At 68.0% G+C, this 19705-nt stretch carries 19 protein-coding genes; 18 read left to right on the top strand and 1 reads right to left on the bottom strand.

Features of this window, described 5'->3' with window-relative positions:
• Positions 1-32 precede the first annotated feature (32 nt).
• From C9E82_RS13835 to C9E82_RS13900, 14 genes are all read left to right on the top strand, one after another.
• Positions 33-1058 carry a GNAT family N-acetyltransferase gene (locus C9E82_RS13835; RefSeq protein WP_205962174.1) on the top strand — a complete coding sequence of 342 codons (1026 nt, stop codon included), beginning with the start codon at positions 33-35 and terminating at the stop codon, positions 1056-1058.
• A 10-nt stretch (positions 1059-1068) separates the two neighbouring features.
• Entirely contained in the window at positions 1069-2337 is a 1269-nt protein-coding gene (locus C9E82_RS13840; protein WP_119898423.1) for a lysine N(6)-hydroxylase/L-ornithine N(5)-oxygenase family protein, read from the top strand.
• Positions 2338-2506: 169 nt separating this feature from the next.
• Positions 2507-3040 carry a sigma-70 family RNA polymerase sigma factor gene (locus C9E82_RS13845; protein WP_170162087.1) on the top strand — a complete coding sequence of 178 codons (534 nt, stop codon included), beginning with the start codon at positions 2507-2509 and terminating at the stop codon, positions 3038-3040.
• 286 nt (positions 3041-3326) lie between these two features.
• Entirely contained in the window at positions 3327-4388 is a 1062-nt protein-coding gene (locus C9E82_RS13850) for a C4-dicarboxylate TRAP transporter substrate-binding protein (protein WP_119898425.1), read from the top strand.
• A 128-nt stretch (positions 4389-4516) separates the two neighbouring features.
• Positions 4517-5029 carry a TRAP transporter small permease gene (locus tag C9E82_RS13855; protein ID WP_119898426.1) on the top strand — a complete coding sequence of 171 codons (513 nt, stop codon included), beginning with the start codon at positions 4517-4519 and terminating at the stop codon, positions 5027-5029.
• A 1-nt stretch (position 5030) separates the two neighbouring features.
• A complete protein-coding gene (locus C9E82_RS13860) occupies positions 5031-6368 on the top strand; it encodes a TRAP transporter large permease (RefSeq protein WP_119898427.1) in 1338 nt (445 codons plus the stop codon).
• Between the two features lie 7 nt (positions 6369-6375).
• Positions 6376-7176, top strand: a complete 801-nt coding sequence (locus tag C9E82_RS13865) for an IclR family transcriptional regulator (RefSeq protein ID WP_119898440.1) — start codon at positions 6376-6378, stop codon at positions 7174-7176.
• Positions 7173-9293 carry an FAD-dependent oxidoreductase gene (locus C9E82_RS13870; RefSeq protein WP_338068118.1) on the top strand — a complete coding sequence of 707 codons (2121 nt, stop codon included), beginning with the start codon at positions 7173-7175 and terminating at the stop codon, positions 9291-9293. The genes C9E82_RS13865 and C9E82_RS13870 overlap by 4 nt, the downstream gene beginning before the upstream one ends.
• The gene (locus C9E82_RS13875; RefSeq protein WP_119898429.1) at positions 9290-10465 is read left to right on the top strand and encodes an acetyl-CoA C-acyltransferase; all 1176 of its coding nucleotides are present in this window, start codon (positions 9290-9292) and stop codon (positions 10463-10465) included. The genes C9E82_RS13870 and C9E82_RS13875 overlap by 4 nt, the downstream gene beginning before the upstream one ends.
• Before the next feature lie 11 nt (positions 10466-10476).
• Positions 10477-11673 (top strand): acyl-CoA dehydrogenase family protein, encoded by a 1197-nt coding sequence (locus C9E82_RS13880; protein WP_119898430.1) that lies wholly within the window; start codon positions 10477-10479, stop codon positions 11671-11673.
• Between the two features lie 13 nt (positions 11674-11686).
• On the top strand, positions 11687-12685 hold the full coding sequence (locus tag C9E82_RS13885; protein WP_119898431.1) for an acyl-CoA dehydrogenase family protein: 999 nt from the start codon (positions 11687-11689) through the stop codon (positions 12683-12685).
• Entirely contained in the window at positions 12682-13110 is a 429-nt protein-coding gene (locus C9E82_RS13890) for a PaaI family thioesterase (protein WP_119898432.1), read from the top strand. Before C9E82_RS13885 ends, C9E82_RS13890 begins: the two co-directional genes overlap by 4 nt.
• Complete coding sequence (locus tag C9E82_RS13895; RefSeq protein WP_119898433.1) at positions 13110-13949, top strand: oxepin-CoA hydrolase, alternative type; 840 nt, start codon at positions 13110-13112, stop codon at positions 13947-13949. The genes C9E82_RS13890 and C9E82_RS13895 overlap by 1 nt, the downstream gene beginning before the upstream one ends.
• On the top strand, positions 13946-15496 hold the full coding sequence (locus C9E82_RS13900) for a class I adenylate-forming enzyme family protein (protein ID WP_119898434.1): 1551 nt from the start codon (positions 13946-13948) through the stop codon (positions 15494-15496). The genes C9E82_RS13895 and C9E82_RS13900 overlap by 4 nt, the downstream gene beginning before the upstream one ends.
• Here the strand turns inward: C9E82_RS13900 and C9E82_RS13905 are convergent.
• Positions 15489-16430 carry a LysR family transcriptional regulator gene (locus C9E82_RS13905; protein ID WP_119898435.1) on the bottom strand — a complete coding sequence of 314 codons (942 nt, stop codon included), beginning with the start codon at positions 16428-16430 and terminating at the stop codon, positions 15489-15491. The genes C9E82_RS13900 and C9E82_RS13905 overlap by 8 nt on opposite strands.
• A 113-nt stretch (positions 16431-16543) precedes the next feature.
• Between C9E82_RS13905 and C9E82_RS13910 the strand changes: the two genes are divergently transcribed.
• From C9E82_RS13910 to C9E82_RS13925, 4 genes are read left to right on the top strand one after another with little or no spacing between them, the layout of a single operon-like run.
• Positions 16544-17206, top strand: a complete 663-nt coding sequence (locus C9E82_RS13910; RefSeq protein ID WP_119898436.1) for a Rieske (2Fe-2S) protein — start codon at positions 16544-16546, stop codon at positions 17204-17206.
• A 16-nt stretch (positions 17207-17222) separates the two neighbouring features.
• Positions 17223-18098 carry an aromatic ring-hydroxylating dioxygenase subunit alpha gene (locus C9E82_RS13915; protein ID WP_119898437.1) on the top strand — a complete coding sequence of 292 codons (876 nt, stop codon included), beginning with the start codon at positions 17223-17225 and terminating at the stop codon, positions 18096-18098.
• 3 nt (positions 18099-18101) lie between these two features.
• Positions 18102-18731, top strand: coding sequence for a glutathione S-transferase family protein (locus tag C9E82_RS13920; protein WP_119898438.1), 630 nt, complete (start codon positions 18102-18104; stop codon positions 18729-18731).
• Positions 18731-19699 carry a PDR/VanB family oxidoreductase gene (locus tag C9E82_RS13925; RefSeq protein ID WP_119898439.1) on the top strand — a complete coding sequence of 323 codons (969 nt, stop codon included), beginning with the start codon at positions 18731-18733 and terminating at the stop codon, positions 19697-19699. The genes C9E82_RS13920 and C9E82_RS13925 overlap by 1 nt, the downstream gene beginning before the upstream one ends.
• The last annotated feature ends 6 nt before the right edge of the window (positions 19700-19705 follow it).

Below are 19705 nucleotides of genomic sequence, written 5' to 3' on the forward strand. Positions count from 1 at the left end.
GTCTGCTGACAAGAAACGATCAGGACGGATCCATGAGTTTCGATCATCTTCCCCCTCCCATCCTTGCCCGCCATGACGGCGACCGGCTGCATCTTTCCGGCCCTCTCGAAGAATGGCTGCAGGTGACAGACGAAGGCGGCGGCCGGCTGCGGCTGACCGCCCCGGAAGGCGGGCTGGCCGCCGCGCTGGCCGCCTTCGAGGCGCTGACCGCCATCGGCGGCGAAAGCGTGATCCTGCTGGACGGGAACGGCTGGCAAGACCTGGCGCCCGCATTGCAACAACGCGGCATCGCCCTGCGGCACGGCGACGGCCTGGCGGTGTTTCCGGCATTGCTGTGGCAGGTGCCGGACCGGTGGTTGGTCCATCCCGCACCGCCATGGCCGGAATATTTCGTCCGGGGCCCGCATGGACGCCACCCGCTGCGCCCGCCGAAACCGCAGGGGTTGCTTTACCGCCGTTTCATTCCCTGGCTGGACCGCTGGTTCACCCTGCGCGCATTGGACATGAAGGATCTGCCGCTGTTTCACCGCTGGCAGAACGACCCGCGCGTCGCCGCCTTTTTCGAAGAGGAAGGCAGCCTCCGGCAGCACCGCGCCTATCTGCAGCGCCTCCTTGCCGATCCGCATATCCTGCCGGTGATCGGTGCGCTGGACGGGCGCGACTTTGCCTATTTCGAACTTTACTGGGCGCGCGAGAACCGGCTTGGCGCGGCGCATGATTGCGCTCCGTGGGATCGCGGCTGGCATGTGCTGATCGGCGAAGAGGATATCCGCGGCGCCGATTATCTGACGGCCTGGCTGCCCTCGCTGATGCATTACATGTTTCTGGCCGAACCGCGCTGCGACGCCATTCTGGGCGAGCCGCGGGCGAACCATGAACAGCAGCTGCGCAACCTGACCCGCAGCGGCTTCGCCCGGCTGCGCAATTTCGACTTCACCCACAAGCGCGCGGCCCTGGTTCGCCTAGAGCGCCAGCATTTCTTCGAGGAACGCCTCTGGGCGCGGCCCTCTGGCAGCGATGGCCAGCCGCTTCGCCTTTCCCCTTCGATCATTCTGTAAGGAGCCTTCCATGAGCGATCGCATCCACGACCTTGTCGGCATCGGCTTTGGCCCCTCGAATCTGGCACTGGCCATCGCGCTGCACGAACGCGGCAGCGGCCTCGACCGGGTCTTCCTGGAGTCGCGGCCCGGCTTCGCCTGGCATCCCGGCATGATGATCCACGGCGCGGACATGCAGGTCTCTTTCCTCAAGGACCTGGTTTCGCTTCACAATCCGGCCTCGCGCTTTTCCTTCCTGTGCTATCTGCACGACAAGGGCCGGCTGGAACGCTTCATCAACCGCAAGACGTTCTTTCCCAGCCGCGTCGAGTTCAACGACTATCTGTCATGGGCCGCGGCCAAGCTGGGCGATGTCTGCGCCTATGACCAGCGGGTAACGGCGGTCGAGCCCGCCGAGCGGCGGGGCGAGGTCACCCATCTGCGCATCCATGCCGAAAACAGCGCCGGAGAGCGCAGCCTGCGGCTTGCCCGCCAGATCGTTCTGGCGCCCGGCGGGCAGCCCAATTGGCCCGAACCGTTCGGGGCGTTGCGGGGCCTGCCGGGGATAAGCCATTCCAACGATTTCACCGGCGCCGTGCTGCCGCATGTCGCTCCGGGCCAGCATGTCGCGGTTCTCGGCGGGGGGCAGAGCGCCGCCGAGATCTTCGCCGAACTGGCCGGCCATCCCGCCGCGCCGGCGGTCGACCTGATCCTGCGCGGCCATGCGCTGAAACCCTCCGACGACAGCCCCTTCGTGAACGAGATCTTCGGCGCCGACCATACCCAGCTGATGTTCGGGATGGACCCGCAGCGGCGCAAGGCGCTGCTGGACGATTTCGCAAGCACCAATTACGCCGTGGCCGATCTGGACCTGCTGCAGAAGATCTATGACCTGCTCTACGAGCAGGAGGTCGAGGCCGGCTCGCGGCTGCGCCTGTTGCGCGATACCCGACCCATCGCCGCGAAGGCGCTGCCCGGCGGGATCGCGTTGACCCTGGAGGGACCGGCCGGGCGCCACCAGATGACCTATGACCATGTCATCCTCGGCACCGGCTATCGGCGCGATCTGGCGGCCTCGGTTCTGGCCGGGCTGTCGCCGTGGATGCAAGCCGAACAGCCGGACCGTTTCTACCGGCTGCCGATGCGGCAGGGCTTCCGCCCCGCCATCTACGTGCAGGGTTACAGCGAGCCCACGCACGGGCTGTCCGACACGCTTCTGTCCATCCTGGCGGTCCGCGCGCAGGAAATCGCGGCTGCGGCCGAGACGTTCCGCGCGCGCCGGCTGATTGCCGCCGAATGACATCGGCAAAAGGGCGCGCATCGGGAAGATGCTGCGCGCCCTGCGGTTGAACTCATCCGATGGTTGTGCGACCCGAAGGCCATCCACCGAAGCTTTGCAGCGGCAGACGGAAACCAGCATCGCCCCGACGCAGAACCTGACCTGCGGCGATGCCTTCGGTGGAGTTCACATGACACGCCACGATTCAGCCCCTGCCGAGGGGAAGGCCGCTCTGTCCCATGTCCTGCAGGAACTGATCGCGAATCGTAATCTGTTCCTGTGCGAAGCGGCCCGCATTCTGGGGGCGCCGGACCAGGCCGAGGACGTGCTGCAGGAAGCCGCCTTGCGCTGCATGTCCCGCAAGGAAGGCCATCCAAGGATCGAGCGGCCGCGGCATTTCGCGTGGCGGATGATCCGCAACCTGGCCATCGACCGCTTGCGCCGGGACCGGCCCCTGGTGACCGGCGAACGGATCGACCCCGCCACCTCGGAAAGCGATCCCGAAATCTGCGTGGCCGGGCGGCAGGCCCTGCGCCAGCTGAACGCCTTGCTCGACACCTGCCCCCGCCGCGACAAGGAGGTCTTTCTGCGGCACCGGGTGCGGGGCGAGGCGCAGAACCGGCTTGCGGAACAGTTCGGCCTGTCGCCGGCGCGGGTCAATGCGATCATCGCGCGGACCCATGCCTTGCTCTCGGAAGAATTTCCCGACGCTCTTGCCGGATAGCGGATCGGCTCCGGACCGGCGTCGACGAGACCCCTTGCCGGCGATGGCGCGAACCGCCGCCTGACGGGCCCATGTGATCGGCCCCCTCGGCGCGTCCGTCCTGGTTGTCGGGGCCCACGGGCGGCGTCGCGGGCGCGGCTCGCGGCCGATCCGATCCATGCGGTCAGGCACGCCTTTCCCTTGCTGAAACCCCCCTTTTCATCGGCCAAGCCTCATGTCCGAGAAAATAGTGTTCCATTTATCGGAACAATGTGCCATCAAGTGGAACAGGAGAGGGGGAATCACGATGCATTTTCTGAACGCAGGTTGTGTCACGATCGGTCTTGCCGGTGCGGCCGCGCTGCCCGCCGCCGCCATGAGCTTGATCTATGGCGAGGCCGGTCCCAATCGCGGCGTCCGTGCCGAGGCCACCCAATGGTTCGCGGACCAGGTTGCCGACCGGACCGATGGCGAACTGAACATCGATGTGAACTGGGGCGGCGCCCTGTTTTCCGAAAAGGCCGCCGTTCAGTCGATCCGGGACGGCGTCGCCGACATGGGTTCGGTCATCGGGGTCTATTTCCCGCAGGACATGATCACCTATGGACTGGCCGATCTGCCGATCCCGAACCCGGACCCCTGGGTCGGAATGAAGGCAACCGACAGGTTGATGCGCGAAAACGAACAGATCAGGGAAAACCTGGCCCGCCAGAACCTCGTCTATATCGGCACCTACACCACCTCGGCGGTGCAGGTGGGGTGCAAGGGCAAGACCATCGAAACCCTGGACGACGTCAGGGGGGTGAAGATCCGCGGCGTCGGCGCCTATGGCAAGGTGTTCCACGACCTTGGGGCAACCCCCGTCGACATGACCGTCTACGAGGCCTATCAGGGACTGGATACCGGCCTGATCGACTGCACGCAGACCTATCCCTACCTGGTCGAGGCGCTGAAGTTCGATGAGGTGTTCGACAGCTATACCGAGATCGACTTCGGCCAGATCGGCGCCCTGGGCATCCTGATGAACAAGGACAGCTTCGACATGCTGCCGCCCGAACAGCAGCAGGTCCTGCTGACGGTGGGCGAAGAGCTTGCCGACGAGTTCGGGCGCATCCTGACCGATGCGAACCAGCGGTCGATCCGGATCCTCGAGGACAAGGATGTCCCGATCCTGAAGATCTCGGACGAGGAGCGCGCGCGCCTTGCGGAGCTGGGCACGAAATATGTGGACGAATGGGTCGGGCGCGCCGATGCCGCCGGTCTGGATGGCCGGGCGCTGGTCGACGACTATACCGCGCTGATCGCGGAATACACCCGGCAGCGCGACGAACAGGGCTATCCCTGGGCGGCGCAGGCCGACGCCGACTGACCCACGGGATCCGACCCTGTCGGGAACGCCGCGGCACCTGCTGCCGGCGATCCCGGCAGCCCTGCCTGGCTTGAACTTCGCCAAGGTCCGGACCGCTTCGTCACCTGTCCAATCCGGGAGCTGCGGCCATGAAGGCCATCGAACGCATCATGCTTGAATTCGCCGTCGTCTCGGCCCTGGCCCTGGCCCTGGCGATCACCGCCAACGTCATCGGCCGCCAGATCCTTGGCTGGAGCGTGCCCGACATCGTCATCATCGTGCGCGAACTGATGATCCCGACGATCATCTTTCCGCTGGGGGTCGCCACGGCAAACCGCGCCCATATCGCCGTGACCTTCGTGACCGACCGGATGTCGCCCCGTGCGCGCGGGATCCTGATCATCATGGGATGGTTCGTGGCGCTGCTGGCCATGCTGCCGCTGATCTATGCCAGCTGGCGCAACCTGTCGGGATCCTGGTCGTCCGGGGAATTCTACGACGGGCAGCTGGGCATTCCCCGCTGGCCCATGAAGCTGGCCTTCCTGCTGGGCCTGATGGTGATGATGATCCGCCTCGTGCTGGTGGCGCTGAGCGACATCGCCGAACTGCGCCGGACGGGCACCGTCACCGACAAGAGCCATGCCGAAGAGGAGTCTGTCTGAGATGGACGCATCCACCATCGGACTTGTTGCCTTCGGGCTGGTCATCCTTCTTCTGGCGCTGCGCGTTCCGATCGCCTTCGTGCTGGCGGGGGTGGCCACGGTCGGCACCTTCCTGATCTATGCCTTCCGCAGCGGCAGCTTCATGCCGGAGCGCGCCATCAACCCCACCTCCTCGATGGTCGTGAACAGCTTTTTCGAGCTGATCCATTCCTATGACCTGTCGATGATCCCCCTGTTCGTGGCGCTGGGAAACATCGCCTATCATACCGGGATAACCACCCGCATCTATGACGCGGCGAATGTCTGGCTGCGCAGCGTGCCCGGCGGCGTCAGCGTCGCCTCGCTGATGGGCTGCGCCGGGTTCTCGGCGATCTCGGGATCGTCCATTGCCTGCGCCTCGACCATGGGCCGCATCTGCGTCCCCGAGATGCTGCGGCTGGGCTATAATCCCAAGCTGGCGACGGGCTCGGTCGCCGCCGGCGGCACGCTGGGTTCGCTGATCCCTCCCTCGGTGCTGTTCATCCTTTACGGCATCTTCACCGAGACCTCGATCAGCAAGCTGTTTCTGGCCGGTATCCTGCCGGGACTGCTGACGCTTCTGGGCTATATCCTCGTGGTCATCTGGTGGACTTCGCGCGATCCGGGCGCCGCCCCGATCGACCCGACGCCGCTGCCCAGGGGCGCGCGCCTCAGGGCGGCGATCTCGGCCTGGCCGGCGGTGCTGCTGTTCACGGTCATCATCGGCGGCATCTATGGCGGCATCTTCACCGCGACCGAGGCGGCGGCGATCTGCGTCGTCCTGACCATCCTGATCGGCTTCCTGGAAGGCTCGCTCACGCTGCGCTCGATGTGGATGGCGATCCGCGAAAGCCTGGTCCAGACCTCGGCCATCTTCCTGATCGCGGCCTGCGCGAAGATCTTCGTGTCCTTCGTCGCGCTGACCGGCGCCGCCGGCATGGTGTCGCAATGGGTTGCCGAGGCAGGATTGTCGCATCTGGTCCTGATGCTTGCGATCTGCGCGCTCTACCTGTTTCTGGGGATGTTCCTGGACCCGGTGGGGATCATCGTCCTGACGCTGCCCTTCGTCATCCCGATGGTCGACAACATGGGCATGGACCTGATCTGGTTCGGCGTCATCGTGGTCAAGCTGCTGGAGATCGGGCTGATCACGCCGCCCGTGGGGCTGAACGTCTTCGTCATCGGCAATGTGACCGACCGCAGCATCAAGGTCGACACCATCTTCGCCGGGGTATCGCGATTCCTGGCGATGGACATCGTCGTGCTGGCAATCCTGGTCCTGGTTCCTGCAATATCGACCATCATCCCGAATGGCTTGTGAGGTGCCGATGACCGACCTGCATGATCCCCGCTTCGCGACCACCCTGGCACGGGGCCTGTCGGTGCTGCGCGCCTTCCGCGTGACCGATGACGGCCTGAGCAACGCGGAAATCGCGCAGCGCACCGGCCTGCCGAAATCGACGGTGTCGCGGCTGACCTTCACCCTGGGACAGCTGGGCTATCTGGTCCAGTCGCCGCGCGACGACCGGTTCCGGCCGGGGCCGACGCTGGTCGCCGTCGGCCATGTCGCGGCCACGTCGCTGTCCTTCCTGACGCCCGCGCACGAACTGATGCAGCGGCTGGCCGAGGAGACCGGGACGCTGGTCGTGCTGGCGGTGCGCGACGGGGGCAAGATGGTCCTGATCCGCACCTGGCGGCCCACGCATGTGGCCTCGATCTGGCTCGAGGTGGGGCAGCGCATCCCGTTCCAGCCGTTCTCGTCGCCCCGGACCTTCCTGGCCGCCGCGACCCCGGATGAAATCGACCGGCTTCTGGCCGAGGGTCTGTCGGATCGCGACGCCATAGACCAGCTGCTGGCCGACCGGCCGCAGGTGCGGGCCGAGATCGCCCGGCAGGGCTTCGTCTCGACCCCGGCGGGCGGGGTCAGCCCGGCCGCCTATAATGCGGTTTCGGTCCCCTTCCGCAGTGGAAACCTGGCCGAGCCCGTCATCTTCACCTGCGGCGCATTGCCAGCCGAGGCCACCGTCGAGCGCATGGAGGCCGAGGTCGGGCCCCGGCTGACCGCCGCCGTGCGCACCCTGGAACGGCTGACCGGCCAGGCCCCCGGCATGATCCGCGCGGAGACATGAGCATGACCGAACAGTCCTTCGTCAGCTATCGCCGCGAAGGCGCGATCGCCTTCATCGAGATCGACAACCCGCCCGTCAACGCCTTGTCCGCGGCGGTGCGGCAGGGCCTGTCGGAGGCCGTGGCCCGCCTGGCCGATGACCCGGAGGCGCGGATCGCCGTGCTGTCCTGCGCCGGCCGCACCTTCATCGCCGGCGCGGATATTTCCGAATTCGGCAAGCCGCCCGTTCCGCCCTTCCTGCCGGATGTGGTCGCCGCGCTCGAGGCGTCGCCGAAACCCGTCGTGGCCGCATTGCACGGCACCGTTCTGGGCGGCGGGCTGGAAATCGCCCTGGGCGCCCATTACCGGGTCGCGGTTCCGGGAACCCGCATGGGCCTGCCCGAGGTAAGCCTGGGCCTGCTGCCCGGCGCGGGGGGAACGCAAAGGCTTCCCCGTGCGGTCGGGCTTGACGCGGCGATCGACCTGATCACCTCGGGCCGCCAGATCGGTGCCGCGACGGCGCTTGAGCTTGGTCTGATCGACCGGCTTGCAGACGGAACCGACCCCCGCGCCGCCGGCGAGGCCGAGGCGCGGCGCCTGCTGGCCGAAGGATGCGGTCCCCGTCGCCTGTCCGAGACCCCCGCGCCCGCCGTCGATCCCCAAGCGGTGGCCGAATGGCGCACCAGGCTGTCGCGGTCGGCGCGCGGACAGGTCGCGCCCCTCCGCGCCCTGGACACCATCGCCACCGGCCTGGGCCTGCCCTTCGCCGAAGGCATGGGTCTGGAACGGCGTGCCTTCCTGGACCTGATGCAGACCCCCGAACGGGCGGCGCTGATCCATGCCTTCTTCGCCGAACGGCGCGCGGCCCAGCAGGACGACCTGGCCGGTGTCGCGCCCCGGACAATCGGCCGCATCGGCGTCGTCGGCGGCGGCACGATGGGGCAGGGGATCGCGGCTGCGGCGCTGACGGCGGGGCTTGACGTGACGCTGGTCGAACGCGACGACACGGCCGCCGACAAGGCGGCCGGGGGCATCCGCGGAATGCTGGACGGCGCGGTCAAGCGCGGCAAGCTTGCCGCCGATGCCTCCGAACGGATGCTGGCGCAGGCCTTTCGGGCCGTGTCCTCCCATGACCCTCTGGCCGAGGTGGACCTGGTGATCGAGGCGGTCTTCGAGAGCCTGGATGTCAAGCAGCAGGTGTTCCGCACCCTCGACCGCGTCTGCCGTCCCGGCGCGGTGCTGGCGACGAACACGTCCTATCTGGATGTGAACCTGATCGCCGCGGCCACGGCACGGCCTCGGGACGTGATCGGGCTGCATTTCTTTTCCCCCGCGAATGTCATGCGCCTGCTGGAAATCGTCGTCGCGGATCGCACTGCCCCGGACGTGGTGGCGACGGCCTTTGCCCTGGCAAGGAAGATGGGCAAGGTCGGGGTGCGGTCCGGGGTCTGCGACGGGTTCATCGGCAACCGGATGATGCTGGCCTATCGCACGGCGGCCGACCACATGGTGCTTGACGGCGCCTCGCCCTACGAGGTCGACAAGGCCGTCGTGGCCCTCGGTTTCCCGATGGGCCCCTATCAGGTGGGCGATCTGGCCGGGCTGGACATCGGCTATGCCACGCGCCAGCGCAAGGCGCCCACGCGGGATGCGCGCGAACGGGTGCCGGTCTTTGCCGACCGGCTGGTCGAATCCGGGCGGCTGGGGCGCAAGACGGGGCGCGGCTACTACATCTACGACCAGGACAGTCCGCAGGGCCGCCCCGACCCGGAAATGGACGACCTGCTGGCGGGTATCCGCTCTGATCTGGGCATCGCCCCGCGCCGGTTCTCCGCCGAGGAAATCCAGTCGCGCTACATGGCGGCGATGGTCAATGAAGGGGCGCGGATCCTTGACGAATCCATCGCCGCGCGCGCCTCGGACATCGATGTGGTGCTGCTGCACGGCTATGGCTTTCCCCGCTGGAAGGGCGGGCCGATGCATTGGGCCGATACGCAGGGCCTGGACCGGATCGCGGCCGACATCGCCCGGTTTGCCGCGGAAGATCCGTATTTCTGGCAGATCTCTCCGCTGCTGGCGCGGCTTGCGGCCGGGGGCGGGACGCTGGCCGACATCAGCACCGGAAAGGACAGGGAATGAAGGACGCCGTGATCGTCTCGACCGCCCGCACGGGCATCGGCAAGGCCGGGCGGGGCAGCCTGAACCTGACCCATGGCGCCACGATGGGCGGCCATGTCGCCGCAGCGGCGGTCGAACGCGCCGGCATCGACCCGGCCCTGATCGAGGACAGCATCTGGGGCTGCGGCTATCCCGAATACGCGACCGGCGGCAACATCGCCCGGCAGATCGTGCTGCGTGCGGGCCTGCCGGTCGGCGTGGCAGGCACGACCGTCAACCGCTTCTGCGCATCCGGCCTGCAAGCCCTGGCGATGGCCGCGCAGATGATCCGGCAGGAAGGCGCGCAGGCCGTGCTGGCGGGCGGCGTCGAATCGATCAGCCTGGTCCAGCCGCCGCCCCGCCATTCGCGCGAATCCTGGATCGAGGCGCACCGGCCCGACCTGTATCTGCCGATGATCGACACCGCCGACATCGTGGCCGCCCGCTATGGCGTCAGCCGCGAGGCGCAGGACGAATACGCCCTGCGGTCCCAGCAGCGCATCGCGGCGGCCCAGGCTGCGGGGCTGTTTGCCGACGAGATCGTGCCGATGGCGGTGACGCGCGCCGTGACCGACAAGGCGACCGGCGAGACCCGGCACGAGGATGTCACGCTGGACGCCGACGAATGCAACCGCCCCTCCACCACGCTTGAGGGGCTGGCCGCGCTGCAACCCGTCAAGGGCGCGGGCAAGTTCATCACCGCCGGCAATGCCTCGCAGCTGTCGGACGGCGCGGCGGCGCTGATCGTCATGGACGGCGATGCCGCCGCGCGCGAAGGGCTGTCGCCGCTGGGTGCCTTCCGGGGGTTCGCCGTGGCGGGATGCGAGCCGGACGAGATGGGCATCGGTCCCGTCTTCGCCGTCCCGCGGCTGCTGGAACGGGCGGGACTGTCGGTGGACGACATCGACCTGTGGGAACTGAACGAGGCCTTCGCCAGCCAGGCGCTCTATTGCCGCGACCGGCTGGGCATCGACCCCGACAAGTACAACGTCAATGGCGGCTCGATCGCGATTGGGCATCCCTTCGGCATGACCGGCGCGCGGATGGCGGGACACATGCTGCTGGAGGGCCGCCGGCGCGGGGCCAGGTGGGGCGTCGTCACCATGTGCATCGGCGGCGGCCAGGGCGCCGCCGGATTGATCGAGATTTTCTGAGGACACCCGACATGGACATGAGCTTTTCACCCGAGGACCAGGCCTTCCGCGCCGAGGTTCGCCAGTTCCTGCGGGACCGTCTGCCCGAACGGCTGTCCGAAAAGGTCCGGCTGTTCCAGGAGCTGGGCAAGGCCGAGATCGAGGAATGGCACGCCGTCCTGAACGAAAAGGGCTGGCTGGCCGGCAACTGGCCGCGCGAATTCGGCGGCGCGGGCTGGACCGCGATCCAGCGCCACATCTTCGAGGAGGAGAGCGCGCTGGCCCATGCGCCCCGCGTCCTGCCCTTCGGCATCGCCATGCTGGGTCCGGTCTTGCAGAAATTCGGCAGCAGGCAGCAGCAGGACCGTTTCCTGCCGCGCATCCTGAACGGGCAGGACTGGTGGTGCCAGGGCTATTCCGAACCCGGCTCGGGGTCGGACCTGGCCTCGGTCAAGACGACCGCGGTGCGCGACGGCGATCACTACGTCGTCAACGGCCAGAAGACCTGGACCACGCTTGGCCAGCACGCCAACTGGATCTTCTGCCTGGTGCGCACCGATCCGGCGGCCAAGGCGCAGGAAGGCATCAGCTTCCTGCTGATCGACCTGACCTCGCCCGGCATCACGGTGCGGCCCATCGTCCTCCTGGACGGCAACCCCGAGGTGAACGAGGTCTTCTTCGACGACGTGCGCGTCCCGGCCGAGAACCTGGTCGGAGAGGAGAACAAGGGCTGGACCTATGCCAAGTATCTGCTGACCCATGAACGCACCAACATCGCGGGCGTGGGTTTTGCCACCGCCGGTCTTGCGGCGCTGAAGCGGATCGCCCGCGGGCAGGTGTCGGGCGGCAGGCCGCTGATCCAGAACCCGCTGTTCGCCGCCCATGTGGCGCGGGTCGAGATCGACCTGATGGCCATGGCCACCACCAATCTGCGCATGTTGGCCCAGGCCGCGGCGGGGCAGGTGCCGGGGGCCGAAAGCTCGATGCTGAAGCTGAAGGGCACGCAGATCCGGCAGGCCATCAACGACCTGACCCGGCGGGCGGTCGGTCCCTGGGCGCTGGCCTTCCCGTCCGAGGCCCTGGAGGGCGCCAACGACGCCCTGCCGCCCGGCCCGCCCGAGGCGGCGGCCGCCACGCGCGCCTATCTGAACAACCGCAAGCTGTCGATCTATGGCGGTTCGAACGAAATCCAGCGGGGGATCATCGCGAAATCCCTGCTGGGCCTGTAACGGAGATCGCGTCATGGATTTCGGCTTCACCGAGGAACAGACCATGCTGGGCGACAGCCTGGCGCGCATGCTGGAGCGCGGCGCGGATGCCGCGGCCCTGTTCGACCTGGGCGCGGGCGCCGCGCTGATCCCCGAGGAGGCGGGCGGCTTTGGCGGCGGCGGCGCGGATATCCTGGTGGTGTTCCGCACCCTGGGCCGCGCGGGCGCGGTGACGCCGTTGCTGGACAGCGTGGTGCTGGGGGCGGGCATCCTGGCCGCAGCGGGCGAAACCGATCTGGCCCAGGCCGCGGCCGGCGGCGCGGCGCGCATCGCGGTCGCCCTGGACGAACCCGGCCAGCGCTATGACGGCGTCATCCGGACGACTGCCGCCGATGGCCGGCTGACCGGCGAAAAGTCGGTCGTCCACGGCGCCGAGGACGCCACCCACCTGATCGTGGCGGCCACCGACGGGCTCTACCTGGTCGATGCGGGGGCCGGGGGCGTGACCCTGCGCGGCTATGGGCTGATGGATGGCGGCCGCGCGGCCGAACTGTCGCTTGCGGACGCGCCCGCCCGGCGGATCGGCGATACGGCCCTGCTGGACCGCCCGCTGGCGGGCGCGATCCTGGCGCTGTGTTCCGATGCCCTGGGGGTGATGGAAAGGGCCGTCGACCTGACGACCGACTATCTCAGGACCCGCAAGCAGTTCGGCCGTCCCATCGGCTCGTTCCAGGCGATCCAGCACCGCATGGCCGACCTGCTGACCGAGGTCGAGCAGGCGCGGTCGGCGGTGTGGAACCTTGCCGGGCACCTGGACGGCCCGGACCGCGACCGCCACGTCGCGGCGACCAAGTCGCTGCTGGGCCGCGTCGCCCGTCAGGTGGCCGAGGAAACGATCCAGCTGCATGGCGGCATCGGCATGACCGAGGAATACGAGCTGGCCCCGCTGGCGCGACGCCTTCTGGCCGCCGATGCGCGCTTTGGCGACAGCGACCATCACCTGGAACGCTTCATCGCGGTCAGCGCGGCATGAGCGACGCGCCCGGCCTGATCGTGGACGAAACCGGCACGCAGCGCCTGGTCGGCTATGTGCTGGACGTGGGCCAGCCCGACCGGAAGGCCCGCTGCCGGCTGGTCGTGGACGAGCGCCACACCAACCGCCACGGCGTGTTGCATGGCGGGATCGCCGCGATGCTGCTGGACAGCGCCTGCGGCGCCACCGCCAGCCTGACGCTGGATGACAGTGGCCGGCGGCCGTTCCTGACCATCTCGCTGAACATCGACTTCGTGGGGGCGGGCCGTCAGGGCGGCGTCACCGCGACGGGCCGCGTGGCCGGCGGCGGCCGCAGCCTGCTGTTCGTGGCGGCCGAGCTTGTCCATGACGACGGCACGCTGATCGCCACCGCCTCGGGGGTGTTCAAGCGCGTGCCCGATGGCAAGCGGGCGGAGGAAGGCTGATGTCCGACAGCCAGGGCCAGGCTCGGGTTCAGGATCGCGGCGATCACCTGCGCATCACGCTGGACAATCCCGCGCGCCGCAACGCCCTGTCGCCCTCGATGCACCCGGTCCTGCGCGAGGCCCTGGACCGGGCGGCAGCCGAGAATCGCCTGGGCGCCGTCGTGCTGACCGGGGCGCAGGGTTACTTCTGCGCGGGGGGCGATCTGAATGCCCTGGCGCAGCGGGCCGCACTGAGCCGCGATGAACGCCGCGCGCGGATCGATGAGTTGCACGCGACCATCCGCGCCATCCGTGCCTGCCCGCGTCCGGTGATCGCCGCGGTCGAAGGCGGCGCGGCGGGGGCGGGCCTGTCGATCGCCCTGGCCTGCGACCTGCTGGTCGCGGCCGAGGATGCGGTCTTTGCGGCCGCCTATGTCCGCGTGGGGCTGGTGCCGGACGGGGGGCTGACCGCCTCGCTGGCGCGCCGGGTCCCCGCATCCTTCGCGGCGCGGATGTGCCTGACGGGCGATCCGGTCGCGGCGCCCGTCCTGGCGGCGATGGGGGTCGTGACCGATCTTGCGGCACCGGGGCAGGCGATTGCCCGCGCCAGCGAACAGGCGACGCGCCTTGCCCAGGGGCCGGCCGGGGCGCAGGCCGCGATCAAGCGCCTGCTGGAGGATGCAGGCCAGGCCCGCTTCGACGACCAGCTTGACCGGGAACGGGATGCGATGGCCGACGCCCTGGCCACGCCCGAGGCCGCGGCCGGGCTGAAGGCCCGCCTTGAGCGCAGCACGCCCGATTTCGGGCGCGGCAGGCCCCAGCCCGAGGGCCGGACCGGGAAGGAGGACACCCACCGATGACCACGACGCGCCTTCATCACCTGCTTGACGCTCAGCGCGCCGCGCGGCCCGACGCCACCGCGCTGATCGACCATGACGGCACGCGCCATAGCTATGTCCGGCTTGCCGATGCGGTGGATCGGATCGCCGCCGATCTGGCCGCGCGCGGGCTTGGTCCCGGCGACCGCCTGCTGATCGTGGCCGAGAACTGCGCGGCGCTGGCCGGCCTGATCCTGGCGGCGTCCCGGCTGGACGCGATCGGGGTTCCGGTCAATGCCCGCATGACCGATCACGAGCTGCGCCGCATCGCGCAGCACACCGACGCCCGCCTGACGGTGTTTCTGTCCAATGTCTCGCCCCCGGCAGCCAGCCATGCCGGGACCGCGGGCGCGGCCCCCTGGGCCACCCCGCTTGGCGATCTGCACATCACCGGCGCGATCCCGGCCGCTACGCCCGAGCCGGTGGTCTCGGGATCCGGACAGGTCGCCGTGATCCTTTACACCACCGGATCGACCGGGACGCCCAAGGGCGTGATGCTGAGCCACGCGAACCTTCTGTTCGGCGGGCAGACATCGGCGCGGATGCGCGGGATGACGTCCGACGACCTGATCCTCGGCGTCCTGCCGATGACCCATGTCTTCGGTCTCACCTCGATGACGGTGGCGAGCCTGGCCGCCGGGGCGACCTTGCGGCTGTTTCCGCGCTTCTCGGCGGCGGCCGTGCTGGAGGCGCTGCAAGCGGGGGCCAGCGTGCTGCCCGCCGTGCCGCAGATGCATGCGCTGGTCATGGCGGAAGCTGCCGCCCGTGGCCTGGACCGCTTGCCGGCGGGACGGCTGCGCTATGTCTCCTCGGGGGCGGCGCCGCTGGACCCCGACTGGAAGCGGCGGGCCGAGGCCTTTTACGGCGTCGCGCTGCAGAACGGCTATGGCCTGACCGAGACGACGGCCGGTGTGACCCTGACCACCAATCCGCCGGGCGTGCCGGATGTCAGCGTCGGCCCCGCCCTGCCGGGGGTCGAACTGCGCCTGCGCAACGTGGGTCCCGACGGCGTGGGCGAGATCCAGACCCGAGGTCCGCATGTCATGCCCGGCTATTTCCGCAACCCCGAGGCCACGGCGGCGGCCTTCGACAGCGACGGCTTCCTGTGCACCGGCGATCTGGGCCGGATTGACGCGGCCGGAAACCTGCAGGTGGTCGGGCGGGCGCGCGAGCTGATCATCCGCGGCGGCTTCAATATCTATCCCCCCGAGGTTGAGGCGGCGCTGAACGACCATCCCCGCGTGATCCAGACCGCCGTGATCGGCCGCAAGATCGCGGGCGGCAACGAGGAGGTCCTGGCGTTCTGCCAGACCGATGATCCGACCGGGACAAGCGAGAACGACCTGCGCCAGCACGCGGCGGCCCGGCTGTCCGCCTACAAGTGCCCCTCGCGGATCATCGTGACGACCGCCCTGCCGACCTCTCCCAACGGCAAGATCCTCAAGCAGCAGCTGATCGAGACGTTCCGGGAAGAACTGGAGGACGGGAACGACCGACAGGGCTGCGCCCGATCGCCGACGGCTACCTGAAGAATTCCTTCTTTGCCGAGGCGGTGTAGAGATAGGTCTGCATGTCCACGAAATTCTGCGTCAGGGAATCGACCAGGTCGGCGATCTGCCTGTTGCGCAGCCGGTGGCTGGCGAACAGCGCGTAAAGCGGCATCTCGCGCGAGGTCCAGTCGGGCAGCACCGGCACCAGAAGGCCCTGCTCGACCTCCAGCCGGGCGAAGAACTTCGGCACGAAACAGATGCCGTGGTCATGGATGGCCGACAGCTTGATGACCCAGTAATCGTTGCTGAGCAGCTTGGAATGGGGATGCAGGCTGTATTCCTGATCGCCGTTGCGCAATTCCCACAAGGTGACGTTTTCGGCGTTGTGATAGACCAGCAGGTCATGCTGGCGCAGCTCGGTCGGGGCCTCGGGCGCGGGATGGCGGGCCAGGTAGCCGGGGCTGCAATACAGCCCGAAGGAAAACCGCCCCAGCAGGCGGCCGGTCATCTCGGCCACCTGCGGCATCGGCGGTTCGCCCAGATACAGCAGGCAGTCATAGCTTTCGCGCGAACTCAGCAACAGGTCCGGGCGCACCACGGTCAGGTCCAGCCGCAGGCCGGGATTGTGGCGCGCGAAATGCAGGATCAGCGGCGCGATCAGGTTCGAGGCGAATTCCCCGGTCGAGCCGATGCGCATCGTGCCCTGCGCGTTCTTCTGGCTGGTCCGGGCGCTGTCCAGCCCGCGTTCGCAGGCCCGCCGGATGGTCCGCGCATGTTCCAGGAATTCGGTCCCCGCATCCGACAGCACCAGCCGGTTGGCCGAGCGGATGAACAGCGGCGCGCCGATCTCCTCTTCCAGCCGGCGCAACTGGTGGCTGACGGTCGCCTTGGGACGATACAGCGCCCGCGCCGCGCCGGTCAGCGACCCTTCGGCGGCGATCTGCAGGAACACGGTGATGTCTTCGAGATTCATCGGCGTTCAACATTCTTGAACATATGTTTCAAAATAGCTGTCTATGCACGCCGTCGCAAGCCTTCGTAAGCTGGGGACAGATTGACGCAGCCCAAGTGCAACGGAGATTGTGAATGCCCCCCGATCAGTGGAACGCGGTGGCGCTGGACAGCCAGATCCGCGCCTCGTCCAGCAACCCTGTCATCGTGAACGATTATGCCGTGGCCCTGTGGCGCAGCGCCTCGGGCCAGGTGAACGCGTGGGAGGATCGCTGCCCGCATCGCGGCATGAGGCTGAGCCTGGGTTTCGTCGAGGGCGAGCAGCTGCGCTGCATCTATCACGGCTGGGGCTATGCGCCCGACGGGCAATGCAGGCAGATCCCGGCGCATCCCGACCTGACCCCGCCGAAAACGATCTGCGCCAGGCGTCACGCGGTGGAACGCCGTTACGGGCTGATCTGGACCAATCTGGCCGACGATCCGCAGGCCGCGCTGCCCGACCTGGGCGCCGATGAGGGCTGGGTGGCGGTCCGCAGCATCTTCCTGACCGGCGGCGTCCAGGAGGCCCGCAAGGCGGTGGCGGGTGATCTGGCCGAATGGGACGGGACGGTGAGCGATGGCGATGTCGTCACGCTGGAGATGCCCGACGGCACCCGGCTGGCGGCGGCCTTCCAGCCGGTCGACGCAGGATCGACCGGGGTGCATTTCGTCGCGCGCGGCCCGGCGGCAACGGCCGAGGGGCGGCACGGGCTGGCGCGGCAGGTGGTGCAATTGCGCAACCGCATCGAAAACAACTGACACGGAGGGAAACGCCATGACCGCGACGACCGATCCGGTTGCCCGCAACGAATGGATCGCCTGCGGCTGGCTGGGCCAGATCCGGCCGGGCGCCAGCCATGACACGATGGTTCTGGGCCAGCCGATCCGCATCACCCGCAAGGCCGGGGACGGCTATCGCATCGCCGAGATCGGCGAGGACGGCGCGGAAGGGCGCGAATTGCCGGTCCAGACCCGCTATACCTGCATCTTCACCACCCTGGGCGAACCCTCGCGGCCCTTGCCCGAGATCGCCGAATTCGACGAGCCCGACCGCATCGTCGTCGGCTGCGGCAATGTCGGCGTGAACACCAGCCCCTATCGCCTGGTCGAGAACTTTCTGGACATGGCGCATTTTTCCTTCATCCATGTCGATACGCTGGGGGCGACCGACAAGACCGAGGTGCTGGCCTATCGCACCGAACACCGCAAGGACGTGGACGAGATCTGGGCGGTGGATTGCACCTTCTTCCAGCCCGCCGCCTCGAAGGCGGTGAAGGGCGGGCAGATGACGCGCTACCAATACCGGGTGATGTCGCCCTTCAGTGTCATGCTGTACAAGAACATCAGCGAGGATTCCGACCGCAACGACGCGATCTGCGTCTTCATCCAGCCGCTGACCGAGACGCGCTGCCTGGCCTATATGCCGATGGCCATCGTCGATAACGAGAACACCGCCGCCGATATCGCCGATTTCCAGCAGTCGATCTTCCTGCAGGACCGGGTGATCCTGGAAAACCAGCGCCCGGCGCTGTTGCCGCTGGATCCGACCTATGAGCTGCCGACCCGCGCGGATGCCAGCTCGATCGCGTTCCGCCGCTGGCTGAAGGCGATGGATATCCGTTTCGGCATCTACGAAAAGCAGGCTGCCTGACCCATGACGATCACGCTTCACGACTATTCGCTTTCGGGCAGCTGCTACAAGGTCCGGCTGATGCTGGGCTTTCTGGGGCTGGACTATGATCGCCGGCAGGTGGATTTCTATCCCGGCCGCCAGCACAAGAGGCCCGAGTTCCTGGCGATCAACCCGCTGGGACAGCTGCCGGTGCTGGAGGATGACGGGCTGGTGCTGCGCGACGCGCAGGCGATCCTGTGCCATCTGGCGAACAGATACGACGGTGGCGGGACCTGGCTGCCGCGCGATCCGGCCCGCTTCGGCCCGGTGATGATGTGGCTGATGTTCGCGGGCGGAGAGCTGATGGCGGCATCGAGCGCGCGGCTGCATGACGTGATGAGCTATGATCTGGACATCGATGCGGCGCGCAGATCGGCGCGGGCGGCCTTCCGTGTCCTGGACGATCACCTGACCCATCGCGAGATCGACGGCGCTACCTGGATCGTGGGCGACCATCCCACCATCGCCGATCTGGCCTGTTTCCCCTATGTCGCGCTGTCGGGCGATGGCGGCATCGGGCACGAGGAATACCCGGCGATCCGCAACTGGTTGCGCGAATTCCGCAAGCTGCCCGGCTTCCATGCCATGTCCGGCATTCCCGAGTATGTCTGATGACGGCTGACGGCGAATTCGAGGTCCGCATCCGCAAGGTCCGATCCGAGACTTCCGAGATCCGCAGCTTCGAATTCGAGGCGCTGGACGGCCAGCCCCTGCCGCCATTCCAGGCCGGGGCGCATATCTCGATTTCCCCGTTCCCCGGCATCACCCGGCAATATTCGCTGGTCAACGATCCGGCCGACCGCAGCCGCTACCTGATCGGGGTCAAGCGCGAGCTGAACGGGCGCGGCGGCTCCAGCGCGATGCATACGCAGCTGAAGGAAGGCGGCACCATCCGCATCGGCGCCCCGCGCAACAATTTCGCCCTGCTGCCGGGCAGGGGCGGGCGGCGGGTGCTGCTGGCGGGCGGGATCGGGGTGACGCCGCTGCTGAGCATGGCGCAGGTGCTGGCCGCCGAGGGGCAGGAATTCGAGCTGCATTACTTCGCGCGCTCGAACAGCGAGATCGCCTTTCGCGATCTGATCCTGGAAAGCGACTGGTCGCATCGTGTCGCCTATCACTATGGGCTGGTGCCGCCGCTGCTGACCGAGATCCTGCAGGAAATCCTGCGCGGCGGCGGGCATTCGGTCTATCTGTGCGGGCCCAATCCCTTCATGGACATCGTCTGCCACTGCGCCGAGGTGACCGGCTGGCCCGCCGACGCGATCGTTCTGGAACATTTCTCGGCAGAGGTGCCGGTTCTGACGCCGGGCGAGGGCGAATTCGTGCTGCGCCTTGCCAAAAGCGGGATCGAGCTTGTGGTGCCCTCGGATCGCACCATCATCGAGGTCATCCGCGAGGCGGGGATCGAGATCAAGACCAGTTGCGAACAGGGCGTCTGCGGCACCTGCATCACCGAGGTGCTGGAAGGAGAGCTTGAGCATAACGACCTTTACCTCAGCCCGGACGAGCAGGAGGGCGGCAGGCTGATCATGCCCTGCGTCTCGCGCTGCACGTCCCGGCTGCTGGTGCTGAACATCTAGCCGGGC

The organism is Paracoccus sigandri, from assembly GCF_003709565.1.
Lineage (GTDB): Bacteria > Pseudomonadota > Alphaproteobacteria > Rhodobacterales > Rhodobacteraceae > Paracoccus > Paracoccus siganidrum.